The sequence below is a fragment of the Corallococcus exercitus genome (assembly GCF_003611585.1).
Classification (GTDB): domain Bacteria; phylum Myxococcota; class Myxococcia; order Myxococcales; family Myxococcaceae; genus Corallococcus; species Corallococcus exercitus.
In genome coordinates, this window is the sequence record NZ_RAVW01000020.1 from 21,563 (window position 1) to 45,185 (window position 23,623).

General features: G+C 69.3%; 17 protein-coding genes and 1 pseudogene. 12 read left to right on the forward strand and 6 right to left on the reverse strand.

The genetic code is table 11. From position 1 onward, the window contains the following. Window positions 1-14 precede the first annotated feature (14 nt). On the reverse strand, window positions 15-1,484 hold the full coding sequence (locus D7W79_RS04435; RefSeq protein ID WP_147441796.1) for a hypothetical protein: 1,470 nt from the start codon (window positions 1,482-1,484) through the stop codon (window positions 15-17). A gap of 349 nt (window positions 1,485-1,833) precedes the next feature. Between D7W79_RS04435 and D7W79_RS04440 the strand changes: the two genes are divergently transcribed. Beyond that, on the forward strand, window positions 1,834-2,031 hold the full coding sequence (locus D7W79_RS04440) for a DUF6229 family protein (protein WP_120524075.1): 198 nt from the start codon (window positions 1,834-1,836) through the stop codon (window positions 2,029-2,031). Between the two features lie 132 nt (window positions 2,032-2,163). Beyond that, window positions 2,164-5,007, forward strand: a complete 2,844-nt coding sequence (locus D7W79_RS04445; RefSeq protein ID WP_244221593.1) for a type 2 lanthipeptide synthetase LanM family protein — start codon at window positions 2,164-2,166, stop codon at window positions 5,005-5,007. Window positions 5,008-5,058: 51 nt separating this feature from the next. Here D7W79_RS04445 and D7W79_RS04450 read toward each other — a convergent pair whose 3' ends face one another. Next, window positions 5,059-6,837 carry a DEAD/DEAH box helicase gene (locus tag D7W79_RS04450; RefSeq protein ID WP_120524077.1) on the reverse strand — a complete coding sequence of 593 codons (1,779 nt, stop codon included), beginning with the start codon at window positions 6,835-6,837 and terminating at the stop codon, window positions 5,059-5,061. Between the two features lie 90 nt (window positions 6,838-6,927). After that, the gene (locus tag D7W79_RS04455; protein ID WP_208729634.1) at window positions 6,928-7,689 is read right to left on the reverse strand and encodes a sporulation protein; all 762 of its coding nucleotides are present in this window, start codon (window positions 7,687-7,689) and stop codon (window positions 6,928-6,930) included. Between the two features lie 163 nt (window positions 7,690-7,852). Here D7W79_RS04455 and D7W79_RS04460 point away from each other — a divergent pair, with 163 nt between their 5' ends. Both D7W79_RS04460 and D7W79_RS04465 read left to right on the forward strand, forming a co-directional pair. Beyond that, the gene (locus D7W79_RS04460; RefSeq protein WP_120524093.1) at window positions 7,853-8,968 is read left to right on the forward strand and encodes a Gfo/Idh/MocA family protein; all 1,116 of its coding nucleotides are present in this window, start codon (window positions 7,853-7,855) and stop codon (window positions 8,966-8,968) included. A 48-nt stretch (window positions 8,969-9,016) separates the two neighbouring features. After that, window positions 9,017-9,427, forward strand: a complete 411-nt coding sequence (locus tag D7W79_RS04465; protein ID WP_120524079.1) for a PaaI family thioesterase — start codon at window positions 9,017-9,019, stop codon at window positions 9,425-9,427. Window positions 9,428-9,431: 4 nt separating this feature from the next. Here D7W79_RS04465 and D7W79_RS04470 read toward each other — a convergent pair whose 3' ends face one another. Beyond that, a complete protein-coding gene (locus tag D7W79_RS04470; protein WP_120524080.1) occupies window positions 9,432-10,010 on the reverse strand; it encodes a TetR/AcrR family transcriptional regulator in 579 nt (192 codons plus the stop codon). A 119-nt stretch (window positions 10,011-10,129) separates the two neighbouring features. On the opposite strand from D7W79_RS04470, the gene D7W79_RS04475 reads away from it, so the two are divergent. Further along, window positions 10,130-11,029, forward strand: a complete 900-nt coding sequence (locus tag D7W79_RS04475) for an NmrA/HSCARG family protein (RefSeq protein WP_120524081.1) — start codon at window positions 10,130-10,132, stop codon at window positions 11,027-11,029. 54 nt (window positions 11,030-11,083) lie between these two features. On the opposite strand, the gene D7W79_RS04480 is transcribed toward D7W79_RS04475, so the two are convergent. Next, window positions 11,084-11,593: a DUF2267 domain-containing protein gene (locus D7W79_RS04480; protein ID WP_120524082.1), complete on the reverse strand. Its 510-nt coding sequence runs from the start codon at window positions 11,591-11,593 to the stop codon at window positions 11,084-11,086. Between the two features lie 431 nt (window positions 11,594-12,024). On the opposite strand from D7W79_RS04480, the gene D7W79_RS04490 reads away from it, so the two are divergent. Both D7W79_RS04490 and D7W79_RS04495 read left to right on the forward strand, forming a co-directional pair. Continuing rightward, the gene (locus tag D7W79_RS04490; protein ID WP_120524084.1) at window positions 12,025-13,299 is read left to right on the forward strand and encodes a hypothetical protein; all 1,275 of its coding nucleotides are present in this window, start codon (window positions 12,025-12,027) and stop codon (window positions 13,297-13,299) included. A gap of 22 nt (window positions 13,300-13,321) precedes the next feature. After that, entirely contained in the window at window positions 13,322-13,831 is a 510-nt protein-coding gene (locus D7W79_RS04495; protein ID WP_120524085.1) for a hypothetical protein, read from the forward strand. Window positions 13,832-13,881: 50 nt separating this feature from the next. Here D7W79_RS04495 and D7W79_RS04500 read toward each other — a convergent pair. Continuing rightward, a pseudogene (locus tag D7W79_RS04500) lies at window positions 13,882-14,028 on the reverse strand (transposase); the annotation flags it as partial. Between the two features lie 439 nt (window positions 14,029-14,467). Here D7W79_RS04500 and D7W79_RS44465 point away from each other — a divergent pair. The 5 genes from D7W79_RS44465 to D7W79_RS04525 all read left to right on the forward strand — a co-directional run. Beyond that, entirely contained in the window at window positions 14,468-19,513 is a 5,046-nt protein-coding gene (locus tag D7W79_RS44465; protein ID WP_208729635.1) for an eCIS core domain-containing protein, read from the forward strand. Between the two features lie 8 nt (window positions 19,514-19,521). Beyond that, window positions 19,522-20,484, forward strand: a complete 963-nt coding sequence (locus tag D7W79_RS04510) for a hypothetical protein (RefSeq protein WP_120524086.1) — start codon at window positions 19,522-19,524, stop codon at window positions 20,482-20,484. A gap of 253 nt (window positions 20,485-20,737) precedes the next feature. Further along, on the forward strand, window positions 20,738-22,705 hold the full coding sequence (locus D7W79_RS04515) for a phage tail sheath C-terminal domain-containing protein (protein ID WP_120524087.1): 1,968 nt from the start codon (window positions 20,738-20,740) through the stop codon (window positions 22,703-22,705). Between the two features lie 24 nt (window positions 22,706-22,729). Next, window positions 22,730-23,239: a phage tail protein gene (locus tag D7W79_RS04520; RefSeq protein WP_120524088.1), complete on the forward strand. Its 510-nt coding sequence runs from the start codon at window positions 22,730-22,732 to the stop codon at window positions 23,237-23,239. Next, window positions 23,239-23,623, forward strand: a 385-nt coding sequence (locus D7W79_RS04525) for a hypothetical protein (RefSeq protein WP_208729636.1), incomplete at its 3' end; no start/stop codon positions are given. The genes D7W79_RS04520 and D7W79_RS04525, both read left to right, overlap by 1 nt.

Sequence of the window (23,623 nt, forward strand, 5' to 3'; positions counted from 1 at the left end):
GGTCGATGCTCCTTTCAGGGAAGCGCCTGCAGATCGTTGTGCCGGATGCTCACGGCGGGATCGCCGAGCACCACGTAGTTGCGAGCGTCGTTGCGTTCAATCCACTGGAGCAGCAGCTCACGGGGCGTGAGCTTGCCGTCGGACGTGTTGGTGTCCAGGTGCTCCAGCAGGATGGTGTTCGCGGCGGAGAACCGATCGCGGAAGCCGCGCAGCGCGTGGCCCACTGGCTCGCCCGCCATGATTGCCCGGAGCATGTTGTAGAAGGGAATGAGGGTGGGCTTCGACTTGCCCAGGGGCGTGATGGAGAAACCCCAGGCCCGCTCCACGTGGCCAATCACCGCCAGCGCGCCTCCGTTGGGATGGGCCAGCAGCCGCCGGGGCAGGGCCGACATGAAAGGCGCGCTCGCGAGCGCCTCGCCTTTCCGGGTGGGATTGAGCGGGAACTCGTCGTTCGCGGGCGTGCCCATGCCGAAGCAGGCGAAGAAGAACGCCACCAGGCCATGGAGCCGGGCGTCATCCTGGATGTCCGACGCCGCCACGTAGTGCGCGGGGGCCATCGCGCCAAAGCCGCTCCAGTCCTGGCTCAAGAGGGCGCCCTGCTTCTTGAACTGGAGCGGATCATTCGCCTTGAACCCCACGCCATGGGACGCGGTGAAGAGCACAGCCGGGCGCTCCTCGCGGCCGTGGAGCGCGGCGAGCAGCCATTCCCGGGTCGCGGCATCCGCGATGGCGTCCCGGCTGACGAAGCCAGCGTCCGCGGCGGCCGGAACCTTCATGTGGGGCGCATCGTCCACCAGCGCGCCCCGAACCAGCGGGGCGACGAGGCCGTCCGCGCTGAGCTCCGTGGAGCGATCCCCCGGGTGCTTGGGTCCCCACCAGCTCACCTGCCGGTGATTGGGGACGGACGTGCCGGTTTCATAGGCCACCACGCTGTCCGCGTAGTGCGAGTACTCCTCGGGCGTGTCGAAGGAGAGGCGGCCCACGGCGTACGATAGGGAGAGCGAATGCTGCACGTCGAACGGGATGACGTCGGGCCCGCCCACGAGCAGGAGGTAATAGGGCACCAGGGTCGGCTCAACGTCACCGATGGCCGCCCCATGCCGCCTCAAGAATTGATGTGCCGTCTCACCGGGCTGGTAGGTGAGGACGTGGAAACAGGCCGCGTCCATGCGCTTGCCCCGGTGGGCGATGAGCGGCTCCAGGCTCTTGCGAAGCGCCTCGGAGGCGGACGCAGGAAACACCACCCCCCAGCCTGCCTTCGTGTAGTCCCCATACGGAACGCCGTAAGGCAGGCCGAACTGCAAGAGGCGGGGGACGAATCCGAGCCACTTCCTCCACGCCTCGAAATACGGCGCCCTTCGGCGGGGCTCCGCCACCTCGGCGGCCGCCTGCTGAGCGATGGGCGGCACCAGGTACTGCCCGGTGACCCCGTCGATGCCATTGAAGACCAATGGGGCATCCGGACTGGGAATGGGGCGCTTCACGTTCACCTCCTCCCCGTCATCCTAGGCCTCCGCGCTGACCTGGAAAGAGCGGGCAGGGGCCCGGCTGTCCGCCCCTCGGCTTTCACGGGAAGCTGATGTCGCGAGCCGGGCTCACATTCCGACTCCGGGGCGGACGTGTCCTCTGGTCCACAGCTTCCTCGCCCCTTCGGGCAGGAACCGGCCGCGGCGTCGTGGCAATCCCTTACGTCCCACCCAAACCGACTGTGATGTGTATGACTTTGACCTGTCGCGTCTGGCATTGCGGGGCGTGTCTGTGTTCACGTCCTTTGCGCGTCCGGCACGTCTGGCACCCCTCGCCATGCGCGCCCGGCCGCGAGGGAGAGCACTCATGACGAAGAAGCCCGAGTTCCAGGAAGTGGTGGAGGGCTGGCTGGCCGGCAATGAGGAGTCCCATGGCATGACCAACCCGGCGGGCCCGGTGTTCGTGGGAGGTGAGCGCACGGAGCAGGCGCTCACCGAGTCCAACCTGGTGGCGGACACGGGGTGCAGCAGCTGCACCGCGTCCACCACCGCGTGGTGCTGTTGATCCATCGCGGGCCCTCGTCCGCATGAATCCTCCCTCCGGCGCCGTGCGCGGTGCCGGAGGGCTTCCCGCCGTTCCCACCTTCCGGTCCCCACCCCCAGGGAGCCCCCGCTCATGGTCCACGAGGAAGCGTCGATGGCTGCCGAGATCCCTCCCGAGGGATGGCTCGCGCGCCCCGTGAACGTCCTGCTGGCGCCGCATCTGGACTCGCTCGCGGAGCAGCTGTCGCGGATGCAGGGACTCTCCCCGTCGGAGCGCGGCGTGGTGGAGGCCGCCGCCCGGGAGGCGCTGGGCTTCAGCGCCCAGCTCAAGCTCAACCGCGTGCTCCTCCTGGAGCTGCATGCCGCGTCGCTGGAGGGACGGCTCGACGCGGCGGACCCGCAGGGACGGTGGGCCCAGTTCCTGGAGCAGGCCTGCACCTCCGACTTCCACACGCACCTGCGAGGACGCTATCCGCCGCTCCTGGACAGGCTGGCGACGCTGGGCCGGCTCCAGACCCAGGCGGTGCTGCGGCTGGCGGACCGGTTCGTCGCGGACCGCGAATCGCTGACGGAGCTGCCCGGCCGTCCTCGCGGCGCGCTGAAGCGCCTGCGGCTGGGAGAGGGGGATGCCCACCGGGGCGGCCAGACGGTGGCGCTGCTGGAGCTGGAAGAGGGCACGGTGCTCTACAAGCCCCGGTGCATGCGCGTGGATCGCGCGCTGGAGGGGTTGCTCGCGCGCGTGCTGGCGCCGGATGCCGAGCCCACGCGGATCCGCGTCCCGTCCGTGCTGGTGCGCGCGGGCTATGGCTGGGCGGAGTTCGTGGAGCACCGCTTCTGCGCGAACGACGCGGAGCTCGCGCGCTTCTACCGGAACCTGGGCCACTGGCTCGCGGTGATGCGCCTGCTGGGCGGCACGGACCTGCACTCGGAGAACCTCATCGCGCACGGGCCGGTGCCCGTGGTGGTGGACGTGGAGAGCCTCTTCACCCCGGATCCGCCCGTGCCCCCGGCGGAGCGCGGGCTGGCGGTGGACCTGGCCGCGAAGGCCATCCGTGGCACCGTCCTGCGCACGGGCCTGCTCCCCGTGCGAAGCAGCGGCCCGGGCCTGGGCGGCCTGGACATCTCCGCGGCGGGCTCGCTTCCGGGACAGCAGCCGCGCATCCCCGCGCCCCTCATCGTCGGCGGAGGCACGGACGGCGCCCACCTGGGCATGACGCTCATGGAGCGTCCGCACGCGAAGAACCACCCCAGCCCGGACCCGGTGCTCGCGCGGCACTGGGACCAGGTCGTGGAGGGCTTCCATGAGCTGACCGCGCGCATGAAGGCGCTGGACGCGTACGGAGGGCTGCGCCCGCTGCTGGAGCCGTTCACGGGCGCGGTGGTCCGGCGCATCCTGCGGCCCACGCAGACGTACGCGGAGCTGCTGCGCATGCTCTGGCACCCGGCCTCCCTGTACGACGCGCCCAGGGCCCACGCGCGGGCGCGGGACGTGATGCGGAAGAACGCAGACGTGTCCCCCGGCGCGCCGTCCTCGACGCCCGTCATCGACGAGGAGCTGGCGGACCTGTGCGTGGGGGACATCCCCGTGTTCACCCAGCCGGTGACGCGGAGCGTGCTCGACGCCTCGCTGGAGGCCTGGCGTTCGGTGGATGAGTCGCTGGAGGAGATGACCATCCAGAGCACGCTGATCAGCGCCTACCTCAACGAGAAGGCCGTGCCGCCTCGTGTCCCCGCGCCGGCCACGCCCGCGCGCCGGGAGCGTCTGGATGCGCGGCGCCGGGCCCAGCTGTCCAAGCTGGTCCGCCGCGTGAGTGACGCGGCCGTGCGGGGACCGGACGGGACGGTGACGTGGATCAGCCCGGTGCTCGCCGAGCACGGCTGGGCGGTGCGCCCGCTCTCCGCCGAGCACTACAGCGGGCAGGGCGGCGTCGCGGTGGTGCTTGCCCAGTACCTGCGCGAGGTCGACCACGGCCGCGCGGACGCGGTGGACGGCCTGCCCCAGCTGCTGGAGGGCACGCTCGCGGTGCTGCGCGCCACGGAGGACCGCGTGCCGGTGAAGAATCCGGGTGGCTTCTCCGGGCTCGCGTCACAGGTGTGGATCTGGTCCACGCTGCACGACCTGGGCACGGTCCCCGGCGCGCTGGACCGGGCCCGCGATCGCGCGGCGGTGCTGACGCCCCAGGTGCTGGACGCGGACGGCCTGCTGGAGGTGCTGGGCGGCGTGGCGGGCGTCATCGTCCCGCTGCTCAACCTGGTGGACCAGACCGGCGAGTCGAAGTGGCTGGACCTCGCGGCGCACGCGGGCCGGCGGCTGGAGGACACTGCGCGCGGCGTGGGAGGCGACGCGCGGTGGTCCACGTCGATGTTCCCGGAGCCCATCGGCGGCTTCGCGCACGGCACGGCGGGCATCGCCTGGGCGCTGGCGCGGTTGGGCCTGAGCGCGGCGGGGACCGCGGCGGACCGGCGGCGGTGGCGCAGCCTGTCCGAGCGCGCCTTCGACTTCGTGGACGGCCTCTACCGGCCGGAGCTGGGCAACTGGACGGACCTCCGCCGCCCGGAGGCCACGGATCAGCTCACGACCTGGTGCCACGGCAGCACGGGCATCGGGCTGGCGGCGGCGGACCTCTTCGCTCGCACCGGGGCCGCTCGCTACGGGGACCTGTTCCAGCGGGCCCGGGCCGCGGCCGTCCGCGAGGGCTTCGGCTGGACCCACACCCTGTGCCACGGCGACCTGGGGTTGTGGGAGCTGCTGGAGACGGCGCGGGGGCTGTCCTCGGCGCCGCTCGGACCGGACCGGGAGGTGCTGGACGCGGAGCTGATCTCCGGCCTGGAGGCGCGCGGTCCGGTGGCGGGGCTCGCGCGCGACGCCTTCTCGCCCGGGCTGATGGCGGGGCTGGGCGGCGTCATCCACACGCTCTTGCGCATGCACCCGGAGAGCCGGCTCGTGTCGCCGCTGCTGCTGGGGCGCGCGCCGGACATGGATCCGGACGCGCCCTGATGCGTGCGTCACCGGCCCGCTGCTGGCAGGGCCGGTGACACGCGCGGTGCATCAGTCGCGGGTGTCGCGGCGCACGGTGACCTTGCGGCCGCGCAGCGTGGAGCCCTTCAGCGCGGAGATGATGCGCGCGGCATCCGGCTCCGGCACCTCCACGATGGAGTACATGTCCGCGATGTGGATCGCGCCGATGCGCGAGGACTCGAGCCCCGCCTCGCCCGCGATGGCGCCCACGAGGTCCGCCGGCCGCATGCCCGCGGTGCGGCCCGCGCCGATGAACAGGCGCGTGACGTTCCACTCCGGCGCGCGCTGGGGACGGGCAGGGCCCCCCCGGTCACCGCGCTCGCCGCCCTCTGCCCGTTCCTGGCGGGGGCCGCGTGCCGGGCGCTCGGAGCGCTCACCGCCCCGGCCCGGAGGCCCGGAGCGCTCCGGACGCGGGAACTTCCGCTCCGTCGGCGCGGACACCTGGGGAATGTCCTGCTCGGAGGACTCCTTGCCCTCGTCCTCCTTCTCCTGAAGGAGCTTGATGGCGGCGGCGGCCACGTCCATGACGCTGAACTCGCTGGACAGGTCCTCCGCGATGCCGCGGAACCCATCCAGCTCCCCGGCCACCAGCGTCTCGCGCAGCGACGAGCGGATCATCTCCAGTCGGCGCGCGCGCAGGTCCGACACGGTGGGGACCGCGGTGACCTCGATGCGCTGGCCGGTGAGCCGCTCGATGTTGCGCAGGAGCCGGTGCTCGCGGGGCTCCAGCAGGGTGATGGCCACGCCCTCGCGGCCCGCGCGGCCCGTGCGGCCGATGCGGTGCACGTACGCCTCCGGCGCGTTGGGCACGTCGAAGTTCACCACGTGCGTCAGCCGGGGGATGTCCAGGCCTCGCGCCGCCACGTCGGTGGCGATGAGCAGGTCCGCCGCCTGCGACTTGAACTGCTTGATGACGCGGTCGCGCTGCTCCTGGCTCATGCCGCCGTGCAGCGCGTGCGCGCGCCAGCCCCGGCCGTTGAGGGACGTGGTGAGTTCATCCACCTCCGTGCGCGTGCGGCAGAAGACGATGGCGGCGGTGGGGGACTCCAGGTCCAGCACGCGCCCCAGCGTGGCGATCTTGAACGCGCGCGGCACGATGTAGGCCGTCTGCCGGACGCGGGGCATCTCCCCGGCCTCCAGCTTCTCCTTCTCGATGCGCACGCGCACCGGCTCGTGCAGGTGGCGCTCCGCGATGCTGGCGATGCGCGGGGGCAGGGTGGCGGAGAACAGCGCCGTCTGCCGCTCCTCGGGCGTCTCGGAGAGGATGGCCTCCAGGTCGTCCGCGAAGCCCATGTCGAGCATCTCGTCCGCTTCGTCCAGGACCACCGTGCGCACCTGGTCCAGCTTCATCGTCTTGCGGCGCAGGTGATCCAGCGCGCGGCCCGGCGTGGCGACGATGACGTCCACGCCGCGCTTGAGCACGCGCAGCTGCCGGCCGATCTCCTGGCCGCCGTAGAGCGGGAGCACGCTGACGCCCAGCTTCTGGCCGTAGCGGTGGATGGCCTCGGACACCTGCATGGCCAGCTCGCGCGTGGGCACCAGCACCAGCGCGGAGGTGCTGTGCGGCGCGGCGGCGCCCGGCTTCAGGTGCTGGAGCAGCGGCAGCGAGAACGCGGCCGTCTTGCCGGTGCCCGTGGCGGCGATGCCCAGCAGGTCCTTCTTGGCGAGCAGCGGCGGGAGCGCGGCGGCCTGGATGGGGGTCGGCTCTTCGTAGCCGAGCGACGTCAACGCCTCGACGAGCTCGGGCTTGAGTCCGAGGGAGTCGAAGGTGGGGGTTTCAGGGGCAGCAGGAGGCGGGGGAGCTTTCACACGGCGGCTTGTACCACTTCCGCGCCGGGCGGAGGACTTGGGAAGTCACGTGCGTCCAGGGCTGTACGAACCCCCGGGCCTTCCGGGCTTTCAGGCCCCGCCGCGCAGGTGCGACACCAGCCGCGCCGCGACCGCCCCTGTCCCTCCGGACAGGTCCGTGGAGGACAGGACGAGCCGCTGGCGTCGGCCACTGTCCAATGACGTGCCCTCCAGGAGGGACGTGAGGCCCCGGGGGCCCCGGTCCAGGTCGAGGATCAGCTCCAGCGCGTCCTCCTGGGGGAAGGGCAGGAGGCAGAGCGTGCGCGGCGGGCCCTGCCAGGCCGGGCCGGAGTGGAACTCCAATTCCTGGACGAAGGGCTCGTCGCGCCCCAGCGGGGGGCCTGCCTCGCAGTACGCGTTCCTCCACTGGAAGCCCAGGTGGAGCACGGCATCGAGCACGGTCTGGAGGAACGGGTGGGGCAGGACGTGGATGCGGTCGCTGTCTTCGGGGTTGAGGGCGTTGTCGATGTCGAGCGCCGTCTTGATCCACACGGGCGCGCCGCGCTCGGTGATGGGCGTGTGGGCGGGGAGGCGCAGGGAGAAGGGAATCTCGCGCTCCTCGCGGGGCTGGAGGGTGAAGGGGTTGGAGATGCGCCAGGTGCGCACGACGGCGTTGAGCGCGCTGAGGCGATCGTTGTCGCGCTGGAGGTACTGCGCCATCAGGTGCAGGTCGATGCGGTCGATCCGCTGGGGCGTGTGGCCGCCCTGCACGTGGACCAGCCCGCGCAGGTCGCCGCCCGCGCGCGCGGTGTCGTGCTCCAGGCGGGTGTCCACCCGCGCGCTGCCAATCCCGAGCCGGGCGAGCATCTTCATGAAGGGCATGGGGTCACGGCATAGGCCGGATGGAGGCTCCGCGAAAGCCCGTGTGCCCGGCTGCCTGCCCATCATGCGGCCCCTGTACCGGAGGGCCGGGTGCGGCTTGCGGGGTGGCCCGGCGCGTCACCAGCGTAAAGCCTCACAACGGGAGAGGTGCATGATGGCCCAGGGGACTTCCAGGCGGGTGCGGTACGCGGTGGTGGGAGCGGGCAACCTCACGCAGGTGGCCATCCTCCCGGCGTTCCAGCACGCGGAGGAGAACTCCGAGCTGGTGGCCCTCATCTCCTCCGACCCGGAGAAGCGGGACGTGCTCCAGAAGAAGTACGGCGTGGAGCACGTGGGCGGCTACGACCAGTTCGAACAGGTGCTGCGCGAGTCGAAGGCGGACGCGGTCTACATCGTGTTGCCCAACACGCTGCACCGGGCCTTCACGGAGCGTGCGGCGCGCATCGGGGTGCACGTCCTCTGCGAGAAGCCGATGGCGACGTCGGTGGAGGACTGCGAGGCGATGATCCGCGTCACGAACGAGAACGACGTGAAGCTGATGGTCGCGTACCGGCTGCACTTTGAAGAGGCGAACCTCCGCGCCATCGAGCTGGTGCGCTCCGGGCGGCTGGGGGATCCGCTGGTGTTCACGGGGACGCTCACGCAGCAGGTGCGCCAAGGAGACATTCGGACACGCGAGGACGTGGGAGGCGGGGCGCTCCTGGACGAGGGGCCGTATCCCATCAACGCCGCGCGCTACCTGTTCCGCGACGAGCCGCGAGAGGTCTTCGCGTTCACGGCCGGCGGCCGGGACGGACGGTTCCACGGGGTGGACGCGTCGGCGTTCGCGCTGATGCGCTTCCCGAACGGGCGGGTGGCGCAGTTCGCCATCAGCCACGAGGCCTCCGCGGTGTCGAGCTACCGGCTGGTGGGCACGGAAGGCGACCTCCAGGTGCGGCACGGCTTCGGCTACGGCACGGACATCGAGCACGTGCTCACGGTGGGTGGTGAGACGGAGACGCGGACGTTCAAGAACAGCGACCAGTTCGCGCCGGAGCTCGTCTACTTCTCCCAGTGCGTCCTGGAGGACCGCGACCCGGAGCCCAACGGCATCGAAGGCCTGGCGGACGTGCGCGTCATCGTCGCGCTTCAGGAGTCCGCGCGCACGAACAAGCCCGTGAAGCTGGCCCCGTTCGAGAAGCCCAAGCGGCCCACGCTGGATCAGCTCATCGTCAAGCCAGCGGTGGAGCCGCCGGAGCCCGTGAACGCGCCGGCCCCGGCGGAGGGGTAGGGCTCCAGGGGTGTTGAGGGACGCGTCCGCCAGTGGTCTGCTGAATGGATGGATGACCTTCAGGAGTTCGCGCGTCAGGTGTTCGCGTCCCAGCCCTTCAGCCAGTTCCTCGGAGCGCAGCTCACGCGCTCCGGGCCTGGGACCGCGGAGCTTCAGCTGCCCATCGTGGACCAGCTGAAGCAGCAGCACGGCTTCGTCCATGGGGGCGTGCTCAGCTACCTCGCGGACAACTCCATCACGTTCGCCGGAGGGCTGGCGCTGGGCGGCAACGCGCTGACCTCCGAGTACAAGATCAACTACCTGAAGCCCGCCGTGGGGACGCTGCTCATTGCCCGGGCCCAGGCGAAGGCCGCTGGCAAGCGGCAGGCCGTCTGTCAGTGCGAGGTGTTCGCCGTGAAGGATGGCGTGGAGACGCTGTGTGCCATCGCGCAGGGCACGGTGGTCTCCGCGGCCGGGTAGCGGACTACTTCCGCCGGCCGCCCTGGGCGGCGCCAAGCAGCATCACGTCGATGACGCGCTCGAGCGTCTCGTCGGTGCAGGTGTCGTGGCGGAACAGGATCAGGTTCTGTGCGCTGCCGAGCACCAGGTCCCGAACGAGCGGCAGGTCCGTGTCCTTCGGAAGCTCACCGCGCGCCACCGCCCGCTCGAAGATCACGAGCGCGTCGCAGTCGGAGCGCTCGGTCATCTCCTTGATGAGCCGGGCCAGCTTGCCCTTGCCGCCGCCGGCGAAGAGCATGCGCATCAGGGACAGAATCACCGGTTGGCGGCAGACCGCGCGGTAGCGGCGCAGGTAATCGAGCAGGTCTCCACGGAGCGAGCCGGTGTTGGGGGGGCTGCCCTTGTCGGAGACGCTCTCGAACGCGGCGAGCACCAGCGCCTCTGGAGTGGGCCAGCGGCGATAGATGGTCGTCTTGTTGACCCCAGCGCGCTCGGCCACCGCTTCGATGGACAGGTTCTCGTAGCCGGCCCGGGCGACCTCTTCGAGGGTCGCCTCCAGGATCCTCGCGACCAGCGGCTCGCCGCGGAGCTGTTTCGAAGCCATCCCGCCCTTCCTACCACGAAAGCAACGAACGCGTTGCTTTATTCGTCGAAGACGCTATATCCGGCAAAGCAACGACACCGTTGCAATAAAGCACCGGTCTGGTTGCGATGAGGTGAGCCATGAAGACGGTCCTGGTGACGGGTGCCACGGGAAGACAGGGTGGAGCGGCCGCACGCGCGCTGCGTGCCGACGGTGTCGCGGTGCGGGCGCTGGTCCGCAATCCGGAAGCGCCAGCGGTCGCCGCGCTCCGGGCGCTCGGCGTCGAGATCGTACCGGGCAATCTCGATGATCCGTCCTCGCTGCGCGTGGCCTGCCGCGGCGTGGACGCGGTCTTCTCGGTGCAGACACCCGACCTCCAGGATCTCGCTGGCGACTCGGAGACGCGCCACGGGAGGAGCCTGGTGGAGGCCGCGCTCGCCGAGCACGTGCCGCAGTTCGTCCACACGTCGGTCTCCGGCGCCGGTGCCCATCATCGCGGCGTCCCTGGATGGAAGGAGGGCCGCTGGAAGACGCTGGAGCATTACTGGGAGAGCAAGGCGTATCTCGACGAACTGGTGAAGAGCGCCGGCTTCCCGCACTGGACGGTGGTGAAGCCGTGCTTCTTCATGGAGAACATGGTCCGCCCGTCGTTCCTCTTCGCCAATTGGGTCGAGGACCGATTGCTGACCACCCTCAAGCCGGACACACGGCTGTCGCTCATCGCCGTCGACGACATCGGCAAGACGGTCGCGCGGATCATCGCCGAGCCGGAGCGCTTCGACCGTCGCGAGATCGAGCTTGCTGGCGACATCCTTTCGCTCCGCGAGATGGCGGAAGTCCTCTCGGAGGTCTGGAAGACGAAGATCGAGGCGCCCGACCTGTCGCCGGAGGAGGCCCTGGCGCAGGGCCTTCATCCCGCGTTCGTCACCTCCCAGGTCTTCATGAACGAAAATCCAAGCCCGGCCCACCCCGACGAAGCGCGGTCGCTCGGCCTCACGCCGAGGACCTTCGTGGAGTGGGCCCGCGCCACGTGGCCGTGAGGCGCGTCAGCTCATCCGGCTCACGCCCGAAGGGGTCAGGCGAGGGCCCTGGCGTCAGGCGGGACGCGCCCACAGGTCGCGGAGGTCCGGCGGCAGATCTCCAGCGATGTCGTCACTCTCCCCGCTGGAGATCTGCGCCTGGACAGCGCTGAAGACCGCGCGGACGATGGACTCGGCGTTCTCGGGCTCCACGTCCAGGTCCGTGGCGACCATCGCCAGCATCTCATCCCGGCCGAACTTGTGGGGCGGCGGTCCGGCCTCGTGGCGATCGCACCGCACCAGGAGTTCGCGCAGCTTGTGCGGCAGCTGCGCCTCCAGGTCGTTGTCCTCCTCGCCGAAGAGGCGTTGCTCCAGCACGCACAGCACCGAGACGGCGGCTTCCTGGGCGGCCTGCTCGTTCGGGAATGGGCCCACGTCGCACAGGTATTTGAGGAAGGCCTTGTAGGTCTGCGACGTGCGGGATTCGTGGCGCATGCGGCGGCGCTCGTCGAGTGGAACGGACGTCCCGCGGTGCGTGTGGCTTTCTACCTGCTGACCCGCTCGGGGGATGTTGGGGTCTGCCATGTCTGTCTCCTCGTTGCTCGAAGTGGGTCCAACCCCAAAGCTGAAGTGCTCGGGACGTCAGGGGAAGGAACACGCCGCCCTGCGAGCCGCCCACTTCCCGCAGGCGGGGGATGACGGGGAGCGCCTGCTCCCTCTTCCGTTTCCTCTGTGCGAGTGAATCCGAACCGTTGAGAGAGGCCGCATGGCGCGGCCGCGCTCTCAAGTGAGGTTCCGTCATGCGTGAAAGCCTTCGACCCAGGGGAGAGGCGCTGCGCAGCGCGGCCCGCAGGATCGCGGTGCGGAGGGCCGAGGAGCCGGAGACTCCCATGGTCCAGATCATCACGGAGGCGGCCCGCCACTTCGACCTGTCACCGAGCGAAGAACAGATGCTCCTGTCGGACCTGCTGTCCGGGAGCGAGGAGTCGCCTCACGCCCAAGTATAATGGCCGGCCATGCCGACCTATACCGCGTGGGGCACCCCCATCACGTTCAGTTGGGAGCTCGAGGGGAACACGACCCCGATCCTCCAATGGTTCGCGCCTCCGGGAGTGCAGCCCGGCGCCTGGAAGCAGCTGCCCCAGAACGCGCGCGTGGACTACTTCACGAAGCAGGTGCTTCCGCAGTGGCGCAGGCGCAAGGCCGACCCGGGCATCTGCTACGACGACTTCGTGAACGTGTCGCCGGTCAACTGGGTCAAGTTGACGCAGGAGGTCTGGTTCGAGACCTGGGAGATGCAGTGCACCACCCCCTTCCCGGACACGCCGGAAGGCCTCTTCGCCCAGCTGGATTTCGTCCGGCAGACCTTCCCCAGTGACCGGAACGACTTCCAGGTGCACATCGTCTTCGCACTGCCTGCTGGCGGGGCCGAAAAGAAGCTCTGCAGTGCCCTGTTGATGGGGTTGTTCACCCAGCTCAATGACTACGCGATGGCCAAGCTGTACCGCAAACATCCGGAGATCATCCAGGATCGGTTCTACGGCGCGTCCACCGTGAACCACATCGCGCTGTTCACATCGCTTGTCCGGGGGGACAAGCTCGAGGTCAACAAGGCCAGCGGCTACAAGTTCAACTTCGTCGGCATGCGCAAGAGCTACGACACGCCCGACAAGATCGGATTGGAGATCCGCGAAGGCTGGAGCACGGATTACGACAAGTTCAAATCCTTGATAACGAGGGTCGTCGGGATGCTCGGCACCTTGTCGGAAGAGGCGTCCTATACCATCAAGGCCTCAAAGCCTGACAACGCCGTGCCCTTCACGCTCCTCGAGCATCTGGCATTCATGAGGGACACCAGCCCGGAGAGCATCAACCTCCCTGAAGAGAAGGGCGGCGGAGAGAGTCTCCAGCAATACGAGGATTGCGATGGGCTCCTCTACAAGGAAGCCTGCCGCCTCGTCGAGGCCGCCTCGAATGAAAGCCGGATCAAGAAGATACCGTTCCCCCAGACCAAGGTGACCCCTGACGACAAGCTGCAGTGGCTCAATGATCCCCCTGACGTGTTGTACGCACGCTGGCGGAAGGCGCTGCTTCCCTGGGAGCTGCATCCGGTGTTCGAGGGAAACACGTTCTCCCAGCAGGGCATCGTGGTCGCGCGGACGAAGTTGAAGAACGCGCTGGCTCAATACCTGGTGGGATTGGAGGAGAAGCGCGTCACGCCCACCGACTCCTTCGTGCACGAGCAGGTGAAGACCTTCTTCGAGACCACGCAGCTGTTCAAGTACCTCTGAGGTGCGTGATAGATCGGTCGCCATGAACCTCATTCGACTGTCGGTCGTGGGTCTTGGCGTGGCGTTGCTGTTGACGGGCTGCGGGGGCCGCCGGAGCAACTCCAAGGTGGACTTCTCCCAGATGGGGCCGTCCATCAACGCCAAGCGCTACGCGAACCTGGAGAAGATCGCCGCCAGGGATCTCCCGTGCGACGCGGAGCTGACGCCGCAGTACCTGGGTGAGAACCGCTACCAGATGATCGGCTGCAACAAGGAGGGCATCTACGAGCTGCGCTGCATGATGGGCCAGTGCTCCTGGATTCCCGACGTGAGGCTCCGCGCGGAGTTCGACCTGGGCTGTGCGAAGCAGGACCTCCAGACGACCAAGCTGGATCGCGTCACGGAGGGCGTCGCGGGCTGCGGGAAGCGCGCGACGTACCGGCTGCTGGGAGCGGGGTACGGGTACTCGTGGGTCCTGAACTCGGTCGTGGCCCAGGACGAGGCTCCGGCTTCGGCGCCTGCGGATGAAGTGCCGGTCCCGACGACGCTTTGAGTCGAGGCGCCAGCCGGTCTATCGCGAGTCAATGGGCTGCTTCCAAGAGCCTATTTCGGCAGAAGCGAGTGGAACCAGGTGATGATGCCCAGCGCGAAGTGCAGCATCGCCACGTAGGTGTCCTCTCGCTTCTCCCAGCGCACCAGCAGACGTCGGAAGCGGTTGAGCCAGGAGTGGGTTCGCTCGACGCCCCATCGTGGCGAAGGGCGCCGACGCCGCACTCGCGCAGGACTGAGCTGGGAGCGTCGTCTTAGCGCCCGGATCGTGAAGCCATGCTCCCAGGCCAGCTCGCGCACGGGCCTGAAGGCATACCTACTCCACCGTGGAGAAACTTCGGCGAGCCCTGTTGGCGTGGGCCCACCAGCACAACGAACACTCGTTGCTGGAGCGCTACGATTCCCTCTCTCTGAGTCAGGCCCGGCGATCACTCATACATTCGCAGCAGGTAGCCTGATTGGGACCAACCTGGTGTCTCAGGAATCTGGTGCGGTACAGTGGTTGCTGTCACGCCAGGAAGCAGCGCCGCGGAGACATCGACTCGCGTGAAGCACGCGAATGTCAGGGGGATGTTGGCTCATGTCAGGCGTGAAGGCACAAACCACTCGAGAAACGGCACATGCCCGGTCCACGTCGTCCGTGGGCCCGCGCTTCAATGCGCAGCAGGACCTGGATGCCGAGCGGGCGAAGGTGCGGGACATCCTCGCCCCGCCTCCTTCTGCGGAGTGGGCGTCCTCTGGAGCATCCCCCACATCCGGTCAGGCCCTGGCGCCCGCCACGCGCCACTCGATGGAGTCTGCCTTTGGTGCGGGCTTTGGCGACGTGCGCGTGCACACCTCGCCCGAGGCGGGTGCCGCGGCGCGGGCGCTCGGGGCACGGGCCTTCACGGTGGGGACGGACATCGTCTTCGGCGCGGGGAACTACCGCCCCGGTTTCCCCTCGGGAGAGCGACTCATCGCGCATGAGCTGGCGCATGTGGTGCAGCAGCGCTCGGCCGGCGTGAGCGGGCTGGCGGCCTTTCCGGAGTCCGTGACCACGCCCTCGCACCCAGCCGAGGTGGAAGCGGAGCGGGCCGCCTCGCTCGCGGTGAACGGCTTGCCGGTTCCCCGGCTCACGCCCAGCGCCGGCGCGGTGATGCGCGACGTGAGCATGAACCTGGACGCCGGGCCGGAAGCGGACGTCGTGCCCGTGCGGCCCTCGGCGCGCACCTACCGGCAGATGGTGATGGAGGGGCGGGAAGCCGTCTCCAACGCGCTGGACCCGAAGCAGCGCCATCTCGTGGCGGACCTGACGCACCTCATCGTCTCCGGACAGGACGTCCTCTGGCTCGATGAGAGCGGGAAGCGCAAGGGCACGTTCGCCATGCGACCGGACGCGGTCATCTGGGCGACGGGGTACTACCTGGCCATGGAGTCGGCGCTGGTGCGCCTGGTCGAGCAGAAGAACGAGCGTTGGTGGGCGCCATGGTCCTTCGAGAATGACCAGACGGCCTTCCTGCTCAACTGGCTCCAACCCGCGGAGGCGAAGCGCTTCCAGGCGGAGGTCGCCTCGGTGGGCGCGTTGGTGGCGCTGGTGGGCATTCCCGAGACGAAGCCCGCGGATGACTCCGGCGCGGGAGATGTCGCGAACGCCGAGCGGCTCGTCGCGAAGGTGCGCGAGCGCATTGCCCGGAGCGTCGCCAGGAACGAGGGAGACGGGGGGACTTCCACTCCTGGTGGAGAGGGGAAGGGCGTTCCGGATCGATTGGTGGTCTGGTCCGACGAGCGTGGCCCCTTCGTCAACGTCTGGGCGGACGGGGTCTGCAAGGCCCTGCCCGTGTCGGACGGCGAGACGGAGGAGGTGCTCCAGTCGCGCGTGGAAGAGGCCACCGAGGAGCTGCGCGAGTCCCGCGACGCGGCCAACAGCACGAAGGTCGCGAAGGGGGCGAAGCAGACGGGCTTCACGGGCAAGGACGGCCAGTTCGTGGGGGGCGCATTGCCCGCGGACGTGCCCCGGCTGGCGGGCGCCCGGAATGTCGCCAACACGCTGCCGTACCCCGCGAAGATCGCCAATTACGGCCCGGAGATCACCGTCACCGGCTCGAGCAGCCGCTTCGAGATGATGCTGGATTACGCGTCCGCGGGCTCGACGACCCTGGACCAGGTGGGCGCGCGGATGCAGCCCATCACGTACTTCTGGGACATCTTCGACGTCACGGACATGCAGCCCGAGAGCCGGGGCGACATGCGCAACGCGGCCTTGAGCTCCGCCAACCAGCTCTCGCGCACGGATGCCATCGCTCGCGACTTCGGGCGGAAGATGGGGGACATCGCGGAGGACACGGCGGCGGACGTGGACGACGCCACGTCCGGTTCGGCGCTGTCCGTGGTGGCCACCTGGCCCGCGCGCTCCGCGTGGTTGGGGGTGGTAGGGCTGAGCAACGTGGTGCGCTTCGGGAAGGCGAGCATCAGCAGCTACATCGACCTGGTCACCACGCCCCGGAGCGAGCAGGGCGTGGGGTGGGACCACGAGGGCGAGTTCCTCGTCCGCTGCGTCGCTTCGCCCCAGTTCGACGACGACTCGCCCGTCCGCCGCGCCTCCAGCGTGGCAGCGGTCGTCGTCAAGGTGATGGACGTGAACCAGCGCGCGACGCAGGTGAACGACCAGAACCTCGCGAAGCTCCGGCGACTGGAGGCGCTGCGCGACCAGGCCACGGGGGAGGAGCGCGACGGGCTCGACGCCCAGATCGCGGCCCTGCGACGGGTGGAGACCGCCAGCGTGGCGGAGCTGGGCGGCGATGCGCGCACGGCGCTCGACGAGCGCATCGCGGTGGCGAACCAGCTCGCCGCGGATCGCAAGGGGAGCGTCGCCAGGGACTCGCGGACACCGGCGTCGCGACTGCTGGATGCGCAGCTGGAGCTACAGGGCATCCCGCTGGAGGAGTACCAGCAGCAGCTCGCCCAGCAGAAGGAGCAGGTGGGCCAGCGGCTCCAGCTCATCGGCAAGGTGGGCGCGCGCATCCCGGGGGCCAACTTCCGGCCGGCCGTGACGCTGGTCTCCGAGGAGAACGGTCAGGTCCACGAGCTCGTCATGATGCTGGGCGAGGCGGAGGGCTCGCGCGAGGGAGCGCGTCACTACCTGCTGGCGGACGTCACGGCGCCCTCTCCGAAGGACCGCTACGTCTTCGAGGGGCGCGGCAGTCAGGCGGGGACGAAGGGCCATGCGGAGGCGGTGCGCAAGGCGTTCGTCGACTTCCGGGAGAACAACGGCTACGGGCGCGGCACGCTGGCCCTCCGGTTGCCGAAGGCGCTGGAGGACGCGGCGGGCGGCCCCCTGGGGCTGGAGCCTCGCATGCGCAGCGCCCCGGGCACGCGCGGCCGGGTGATGCAGCGCCTGACGGACCTGGCCACCGTGGCGGAGATCGCGGGCCTGTTCCTCACCGGCCCTGCGGGCCTGGCGGTCGGACTGGCCGGCGGACTGGCGGGGGCCGTCGTCGCGGTGGACAGCCTGTCCCGGCGGCACTCGGCGGGCGCGCTCCAGTGGGACTTCCAGACCCTCATGGACGTCTCGGCCATCGTCGGCGGCGTGGCGGCGGTGGCGTCTCCCGCGCTGTCGGCGCTGCGCAACGCGCCCCGCTGGGCGAAGCGCGTGGAGCGGCTGCAGGGAATCCTCCACATCTACGGCGTCACCCAGCTCGGCTCGACGGTCATCGTCATTCCGTACCAACTCGAGCTGGAGCTGGCGGAGCTGGAGAAGTTGCAGGGGCAGCTCAGTCCGGGCCAGCTGGCGGCGCGGCGGGCGGAGGCCATCCTCGGCGCGGTCCGTTCGGGGTTGATGACGGCGGGCTCGGCGGTGCAGATGCTCCACCCGTCCGACGCGGGCGGCGCGCCTCATGCCTCGGACTCCGAGGACGGCCTCGTCACGCGACCGGCGGAGGGGGAGCCTCGGGTCTCCACGCCGGACGAGGTCCTGGAGCCTGTCTCACGTGAAGCCCGTGCGCCCGGCGACGAGGGTCCGCTGCCCGTGGAGGCCGCGGGGCCGGCGGCGCGGCAGCCCGCGAAGAGCGAACGCGTCACGGCGCTGGAGCTCGAGCTGGGCGACCTCCAGGGCAAGGTGGCCGTGGTGGAGGTGGGTCCCCCGGAGTTGAAGGGGCGCTCCACGCGGGTGCGCTACCGCAAGGGCCGGGTGCAGATCGAAGTGGGACCCGAGGCGGGGCCTCATCAGATCCGCACGCACGTGGAGACGGCGCGGCTCCTGCGCCGCTACGAGGGGCCCATCGGCCACATCCGTCAGCTGCTGAGCCGGCTCGTCCAGGCACTCACGCGCATCCCCGGCTACGGCACGCTCGGCTTCGAGTCCCGGCTGGAGGTGGGCAAGCTGACCCGCATCATCAGCGAGCTGGAGTCCCTCCACGCGGGCATCGACGAACGCATCCAGCGGGTCGGAGACATGGAGGGCTCGGCGCTGGCCCGTGAGAAGGAGTCCGTCCAGCGGGACATCGCGGAGCTGGAGCTCCAGCTCGAACACTATGAGCGACTCGTCGACTCCCTGGAGGCCGGGCGTGGCTATGTCGCCGCGAATTACCATCCGACGACCGAGATCGCGCTCTCCACGGTGAAGGCGGAGCTGGCGACCTTCCGGACCGTGCTCATTGCTCAGGAGCTGACGATCGTCACGAAGCTCATCGACCAGGCGGCGCTCCTCCAGCACCAGGGCCGGGTGACGGGGGTCGAGGCCTGGGTCCAGGAGGCCGCGACACCTGGCACGACGCCCCAATTGCTGAAGCAGCGCCTGGGCGAGCTCTCCGAGGCCGTGAGAAAGGCGTCGTTGTCGCCCGCGGATCTCGTGACCCTGGTTCCGCCGGCTTCGGGGAGCACGGCACCGTTCACGACCGCCGTGACGGCTGGCGGCGGAAAGGCCCGCAGGCAGATTGGGGACCGCGAGAAGGCCGCGCGCGCGTGGTTCTCGGGAGACAGCGTGGCGGCGTTCGACCTCTGGGCGGATATTCAGGTGAGCCGCGGCATTGATCTCGAGAAGGCCCTGGACACCAGTAGAGGGAAGGGAATGAAGGAACCCGACGTGAGGGCCGCCATCGCTCCCGCAGCGAACAGGGTGGCCGAGTGGGATCAGGCCCACCGCCATGTCGCCAACTTGGTGGGAGATCCTCTCCGTCCCGACCTGCCGCATGTACGCACTGAAAAGGGCGTCCGAATTATTTCGGGGACTGCGGAGGCCAGGATGGGAGATCACGAGATCCAGCAAGCCTCCGAAATCCAGGAGCGCTCCAAGGAGACGGTCGTCCTCTTCGACAATAACGCCGCGGGGGTGTCATATCCGGGCATCGACGGCACCATCGGCTCACCGCCACGCGCCATACAGCTCAAGTATATCAAACCGACCTCCGCTGCCCCCGATGCCCCTGATGCCTCCGCGCGAAGCGCGGCCATGGCCGCCCTGGAAAAAGCGCGCAATGCCGGATTCAACGAGGTGGAGGTCTACATCAAGCCGGAAGGCAAGAGCATGGAGGCCGTTCAGGCCGGCTGGGGCGGCCCCTTGAGCTCGGATGGTGGTGGGCCGCCCCGGCAGGTGGGGGACGTCTTCGAGAATCAGATCATCAAGCTCATCGAAATCCAATGTTCCAATGGGGTGATGCGGGTCGAGTTCGTGAACGGAACGTACGTCTTCAATATTACGCACACCTTCTAGGAGAAGTGATGGCGGGACTCTTCATCAAAGCCTTTGCGCCGGGCGTGGGGACCGCCGAGGCCGCGGACCGGCTCGCGGAGGCCCTGGCGAAGACTGGCAGGGCCATCCACTCACGGCAGTGGCGCCACGGGACCGGGCCTTCCCCCTCGAGCGGCCCCTGGCGGTTCTCCTGGCGGGTGATCCGCGCCACCGCGGTAGGCGGCACGGCGTTGACCCTCCAGGACGGACCCGCCGAGAGCTGGGACCTCGACTTCTTCCGGGCGCTGTCCTCGGTGGTGGATGGCGTGGTGGTGGGCATGGACCTGTATGACTCCCTGTCTCGCCGGGGGCTCGCCAGCTTCTTCTCCGGGCGCACGATGGAGGTGTCCCTCGAGGACGTCGGCATCCCGCGCATCGCGCTGGGCGCTCCTCCGCCCCACCTGCTCCTCGGTGACGCCTCCCTGGAAAGCGTGTACGAGGAGCGCTTCGGTAACTTCTGCAACTCCGTGTCCTCCCACTTACGCTGGGGAGAAGTCCTCGAAGAGGGACACTGGGAGGTGGCGCCTCCCGTCACGGACTATGTGCTGGAGACCCTGCCAACCGAGAGCCTCCTGGTGTTGGCGAAGGTCGAGGCGTCGGATTGGAGCGCCGTGGCCGGACGGCTCGCTCCGGGTGGACGGTGGCGCGCGGGACGGACACCGAACACGAAGAATTCCTTCATCGAGCTGCGTCACCCGGGCGTTTTCGACGAAGGGCGCGTCATCGCCATCTCCAAGGCCCTCGCATGTCCCGTCTCGGCCATTGAGTTGGTGTCGGGCGGTTCGCCCTTCCGGTGGGTCGAGGCGAACCAGGGGGACCTGGAGTCGTCGGGCGTGGGCACGACCGGCATGGATTTCTTCAACACGCTCGGCCGCGCCGTCTTCTTCCTGGGGGAGGGACCCGGGCTGGTGTTCGGTCGTGGCTCCGGCGGGTGGCACGAAATCACCGGATGAATCCAGCTGGATTCAAACCCATGGGTCAGGTCGAAAGACAGACCTGATGGGGTTTGGGAAAAAACGCGCGATAAAGCCAAGGCATAAAGTCTGGCGCGTATAGTTGGTGGCTTGGCGGGGCAGTGTTGGGCACGTGTCAGACCCCCCAGATATAAGCCGCATCAACACACGGACCCGGCGCGAGTCGCGCCGAGCGACTTGCGTCATGACCTGACAGGTCGGGCGTCTGATATTCATTTCAAGGAGAGGTGGCATGGCGACCTATCTGCATCCCGGTGTCTACCTGGAGGAGATTCCGAGCGGTGCAAAGCCTATCGAGGGAGTCGCCACGTCGCTGGCTGCCTTCGTGGGCGCGGCGACGCGGGGTCCTCTGGGCACGCCGGTGCTGGTGCACAGTCTGGAGGAGTACGAGCGCACCTTCGGGGCCATCAGCAGTGAGCAGGATGTGATGGGTTTCGCGGTGCTGGCCTACTACCAGAACGGCGGCAAGGACGCGTATATCGCCCGCGTGGCGGACCCCACGGGGGCCGTGGCGGCCACCGCGACGCTGAACAACGCGGATGGGTCGCCGGACCCGGTGCTCAAGTTGAGCGCCACCAGCCCCGGAGCCTGGGGCAACGGCCTCCATTATCGCGTGGTGCGCTCGGCCTCCACGGCGGCGCCAGCCTTCACGCTCGAAGTGGGCCACATGGAGCTGGTGGACGGGCTGCAACGCTTCAAGGCGGACCTGTCCTTCCCGAACCTGTCCATGAACGAGCGCTCACCGAGCTACGCGCTGTCGGTGGTCAACGGCGACTCCTCGCCGGTGCGGCTCGAGTTCGCCAACGCCACCGTGAAGGACCTGGCCGACTTCGGCAAGCTGACGGGCGCGGCGCTCCACGCGACGGCGGTTCCCGCCAACTACTTCACCACCTTCGGCCTCTCGGAGGAGCTGTCGTTCAGCATCAACCTGGACGCGCTGGGCACGCGCAACTTCACCGTCCTGAAGACGCCCCTGGCGCTCGGGGGGACGGACGCGGCCGCGGACGCGGCGAAGGTGGCCGCCGCCATCCAGCAGGCGGTGCGGAGCATCTCCAGCACGGACGCGCCCTTCAAGGACTTCACCTGCACCTACGAAACGGCCACGCGCCAGTTCGTGCTCTCGTCGCCGAAGTCGTCGTACGCCTCCGTGGAGGTCTACGACACGGGCTCGGGCCCCACGCTCGCCAAGGCGATGAAGCTGGACCCTGCCTCCAACCCCACCGCGGCACACGGCGCCGTGATGCTGACGCCCGCGTCGGTGGAGGCCAGCTCGACGGCGAAGCTCGCGGGCGGGGCCGCCAACGCGCCCCGTCCGGAGGACTTCCAGGCCGTCTTCGGTGGCGCGCTGAGGAAGATCCGCGACATCACCACGGTGGTGCTGCCGGGCAACGCGCTGCCGAGCACCGGCGCGGGCAACGGCGCCGTCACCGCGGCGCTCGCGCACTGCGAGGAGATGCGCAACCGGGTGCTCATCGTCGACCCGGAGTCTGGCTTCGAGCTGACGTCGGCCTCGCGCGTGGACCAGCTCAAGCTGCCGACGTCCACCTATGCCGTCGCCTACTACCCCTGGGTGAAGGTGGCCAACCCCTTCTACAAGGCGGAGTCTCCGGGCACGAAGAGCCCCACGGTGAAGGTGGCGCCCTCGGCGTTCGCGGCGGGCATGTGGTCGCGCGTCGACGCGCGCCGGGGCGTGTGGAAGGCGCCCGCGGGTGTGGAGACGGGGCTGACGGGCGTGGCGGGCCTGGAGTTCTCGGTGGATGACGGCGTGCAGGACCAGCTCAACCCGCTGGGCGTCAACGCGCTGCGCGCGCTGCCGAACTTCGGCTCGGTCATCTGGGGGGCGCGCACGCTGGCCACCCGGGCGGACCCAGAGTGGCGCTACGTGTCCGTGCGCCGCACGGCCATCCTCATCGAGCAGAGCGTCTACAACGGCATCCAGTGGGCGGTGTTCGAGCCCAATGACCACCGGTTGCACGCGGCGCTGCGCACCAACATCGGCTCGTTCATGGACGGCCTGTTCCGGGCCGGTGCCTTCCAGGGTGAGAAGGCCTCCGACGCGTACTTCGTCCGCTGCGGTCTGGGCGACACCATGACCCAGGGAGACATCGACCGGGGGCAGGTCATCGTCGTCGTCGGGTTCGCGCCGCTCAAGGCCGCCGAGTTCGTCATCGTCCGCATCCAGCAGAAGCTCCAGCAGTAGGCCCACCGACCGAGGTGATGAGACATGGCCGCACCGATGTTCACGGTGAACACGCACCGACACGATCCGTACCGGACCTTCAAGTTCCAACTGCTCATCGACGGCCGTCCGGTGGCCGGGCTCAAGAAGATGGGCGCCCTGAAGAAGAAGACCGAGGCCATCAAGTGGCGCACGGCGGGAGACCCGTCTCACGAGCGCATCCTGCCGGGAGGCACCAGCTACGACCCCATCACCCTGGAGCAGGGGCTGACGCATGACCCCGTGTTCGAGGCCTGGGCCGCCCTGGTGAACAACGTCGAGGGTGACGCGGCGATGTCCTTGAAGAACTTCCGCAAGGACCTCGTGCTCAACGTCCTCAACATGCAGGGGCAGGTGGCCATCTCCTACAAGATCCTCCGGGCCTGGGTGTCGGAGTACCAGGCGCTGCCGGACCTGGACTCGCAGGCGATGAGCGCGGTGGGCATCCAGACGCTCACGCTCCAGCATGAGGGCTGGCAGCGTGACACGAGCGTGGCCGAGCCCGCGGAGACCTGATGCTGCTGCCGGGTGGACTCCTCCGCGCCGGAGCGCTCCGGCGACAGTTCTCCTTCCGCGAACCGGACGGAGTCCTCGAGCTGGAGCTCGCGGAGCTGGCGCGGGGGCGTGGGTCGCTGCCGCGCAAGGTCTCGCGGGTGTTGGCGGCGGCGCTGGAGCACGTGGGCGGTGCTCCGGTGGACGGGGTGCTCGCGGGTGAGCTGTGTGTCGCGGATCGGCAGTTCCTGATGCGAGGACTGGAGCGGCTGCTCGGCCTGGAGCGGCCGTGGCACACGGTGGTGTGCGGCGCGTGCGGCGAGCGGTTCGACTTCGAACTGCCGGTGTCGCGCTTGCCGGTGAAACAGGCGGGGGAGGGCTTCCCCTTCGCGCAGGTGGAGACGGGGC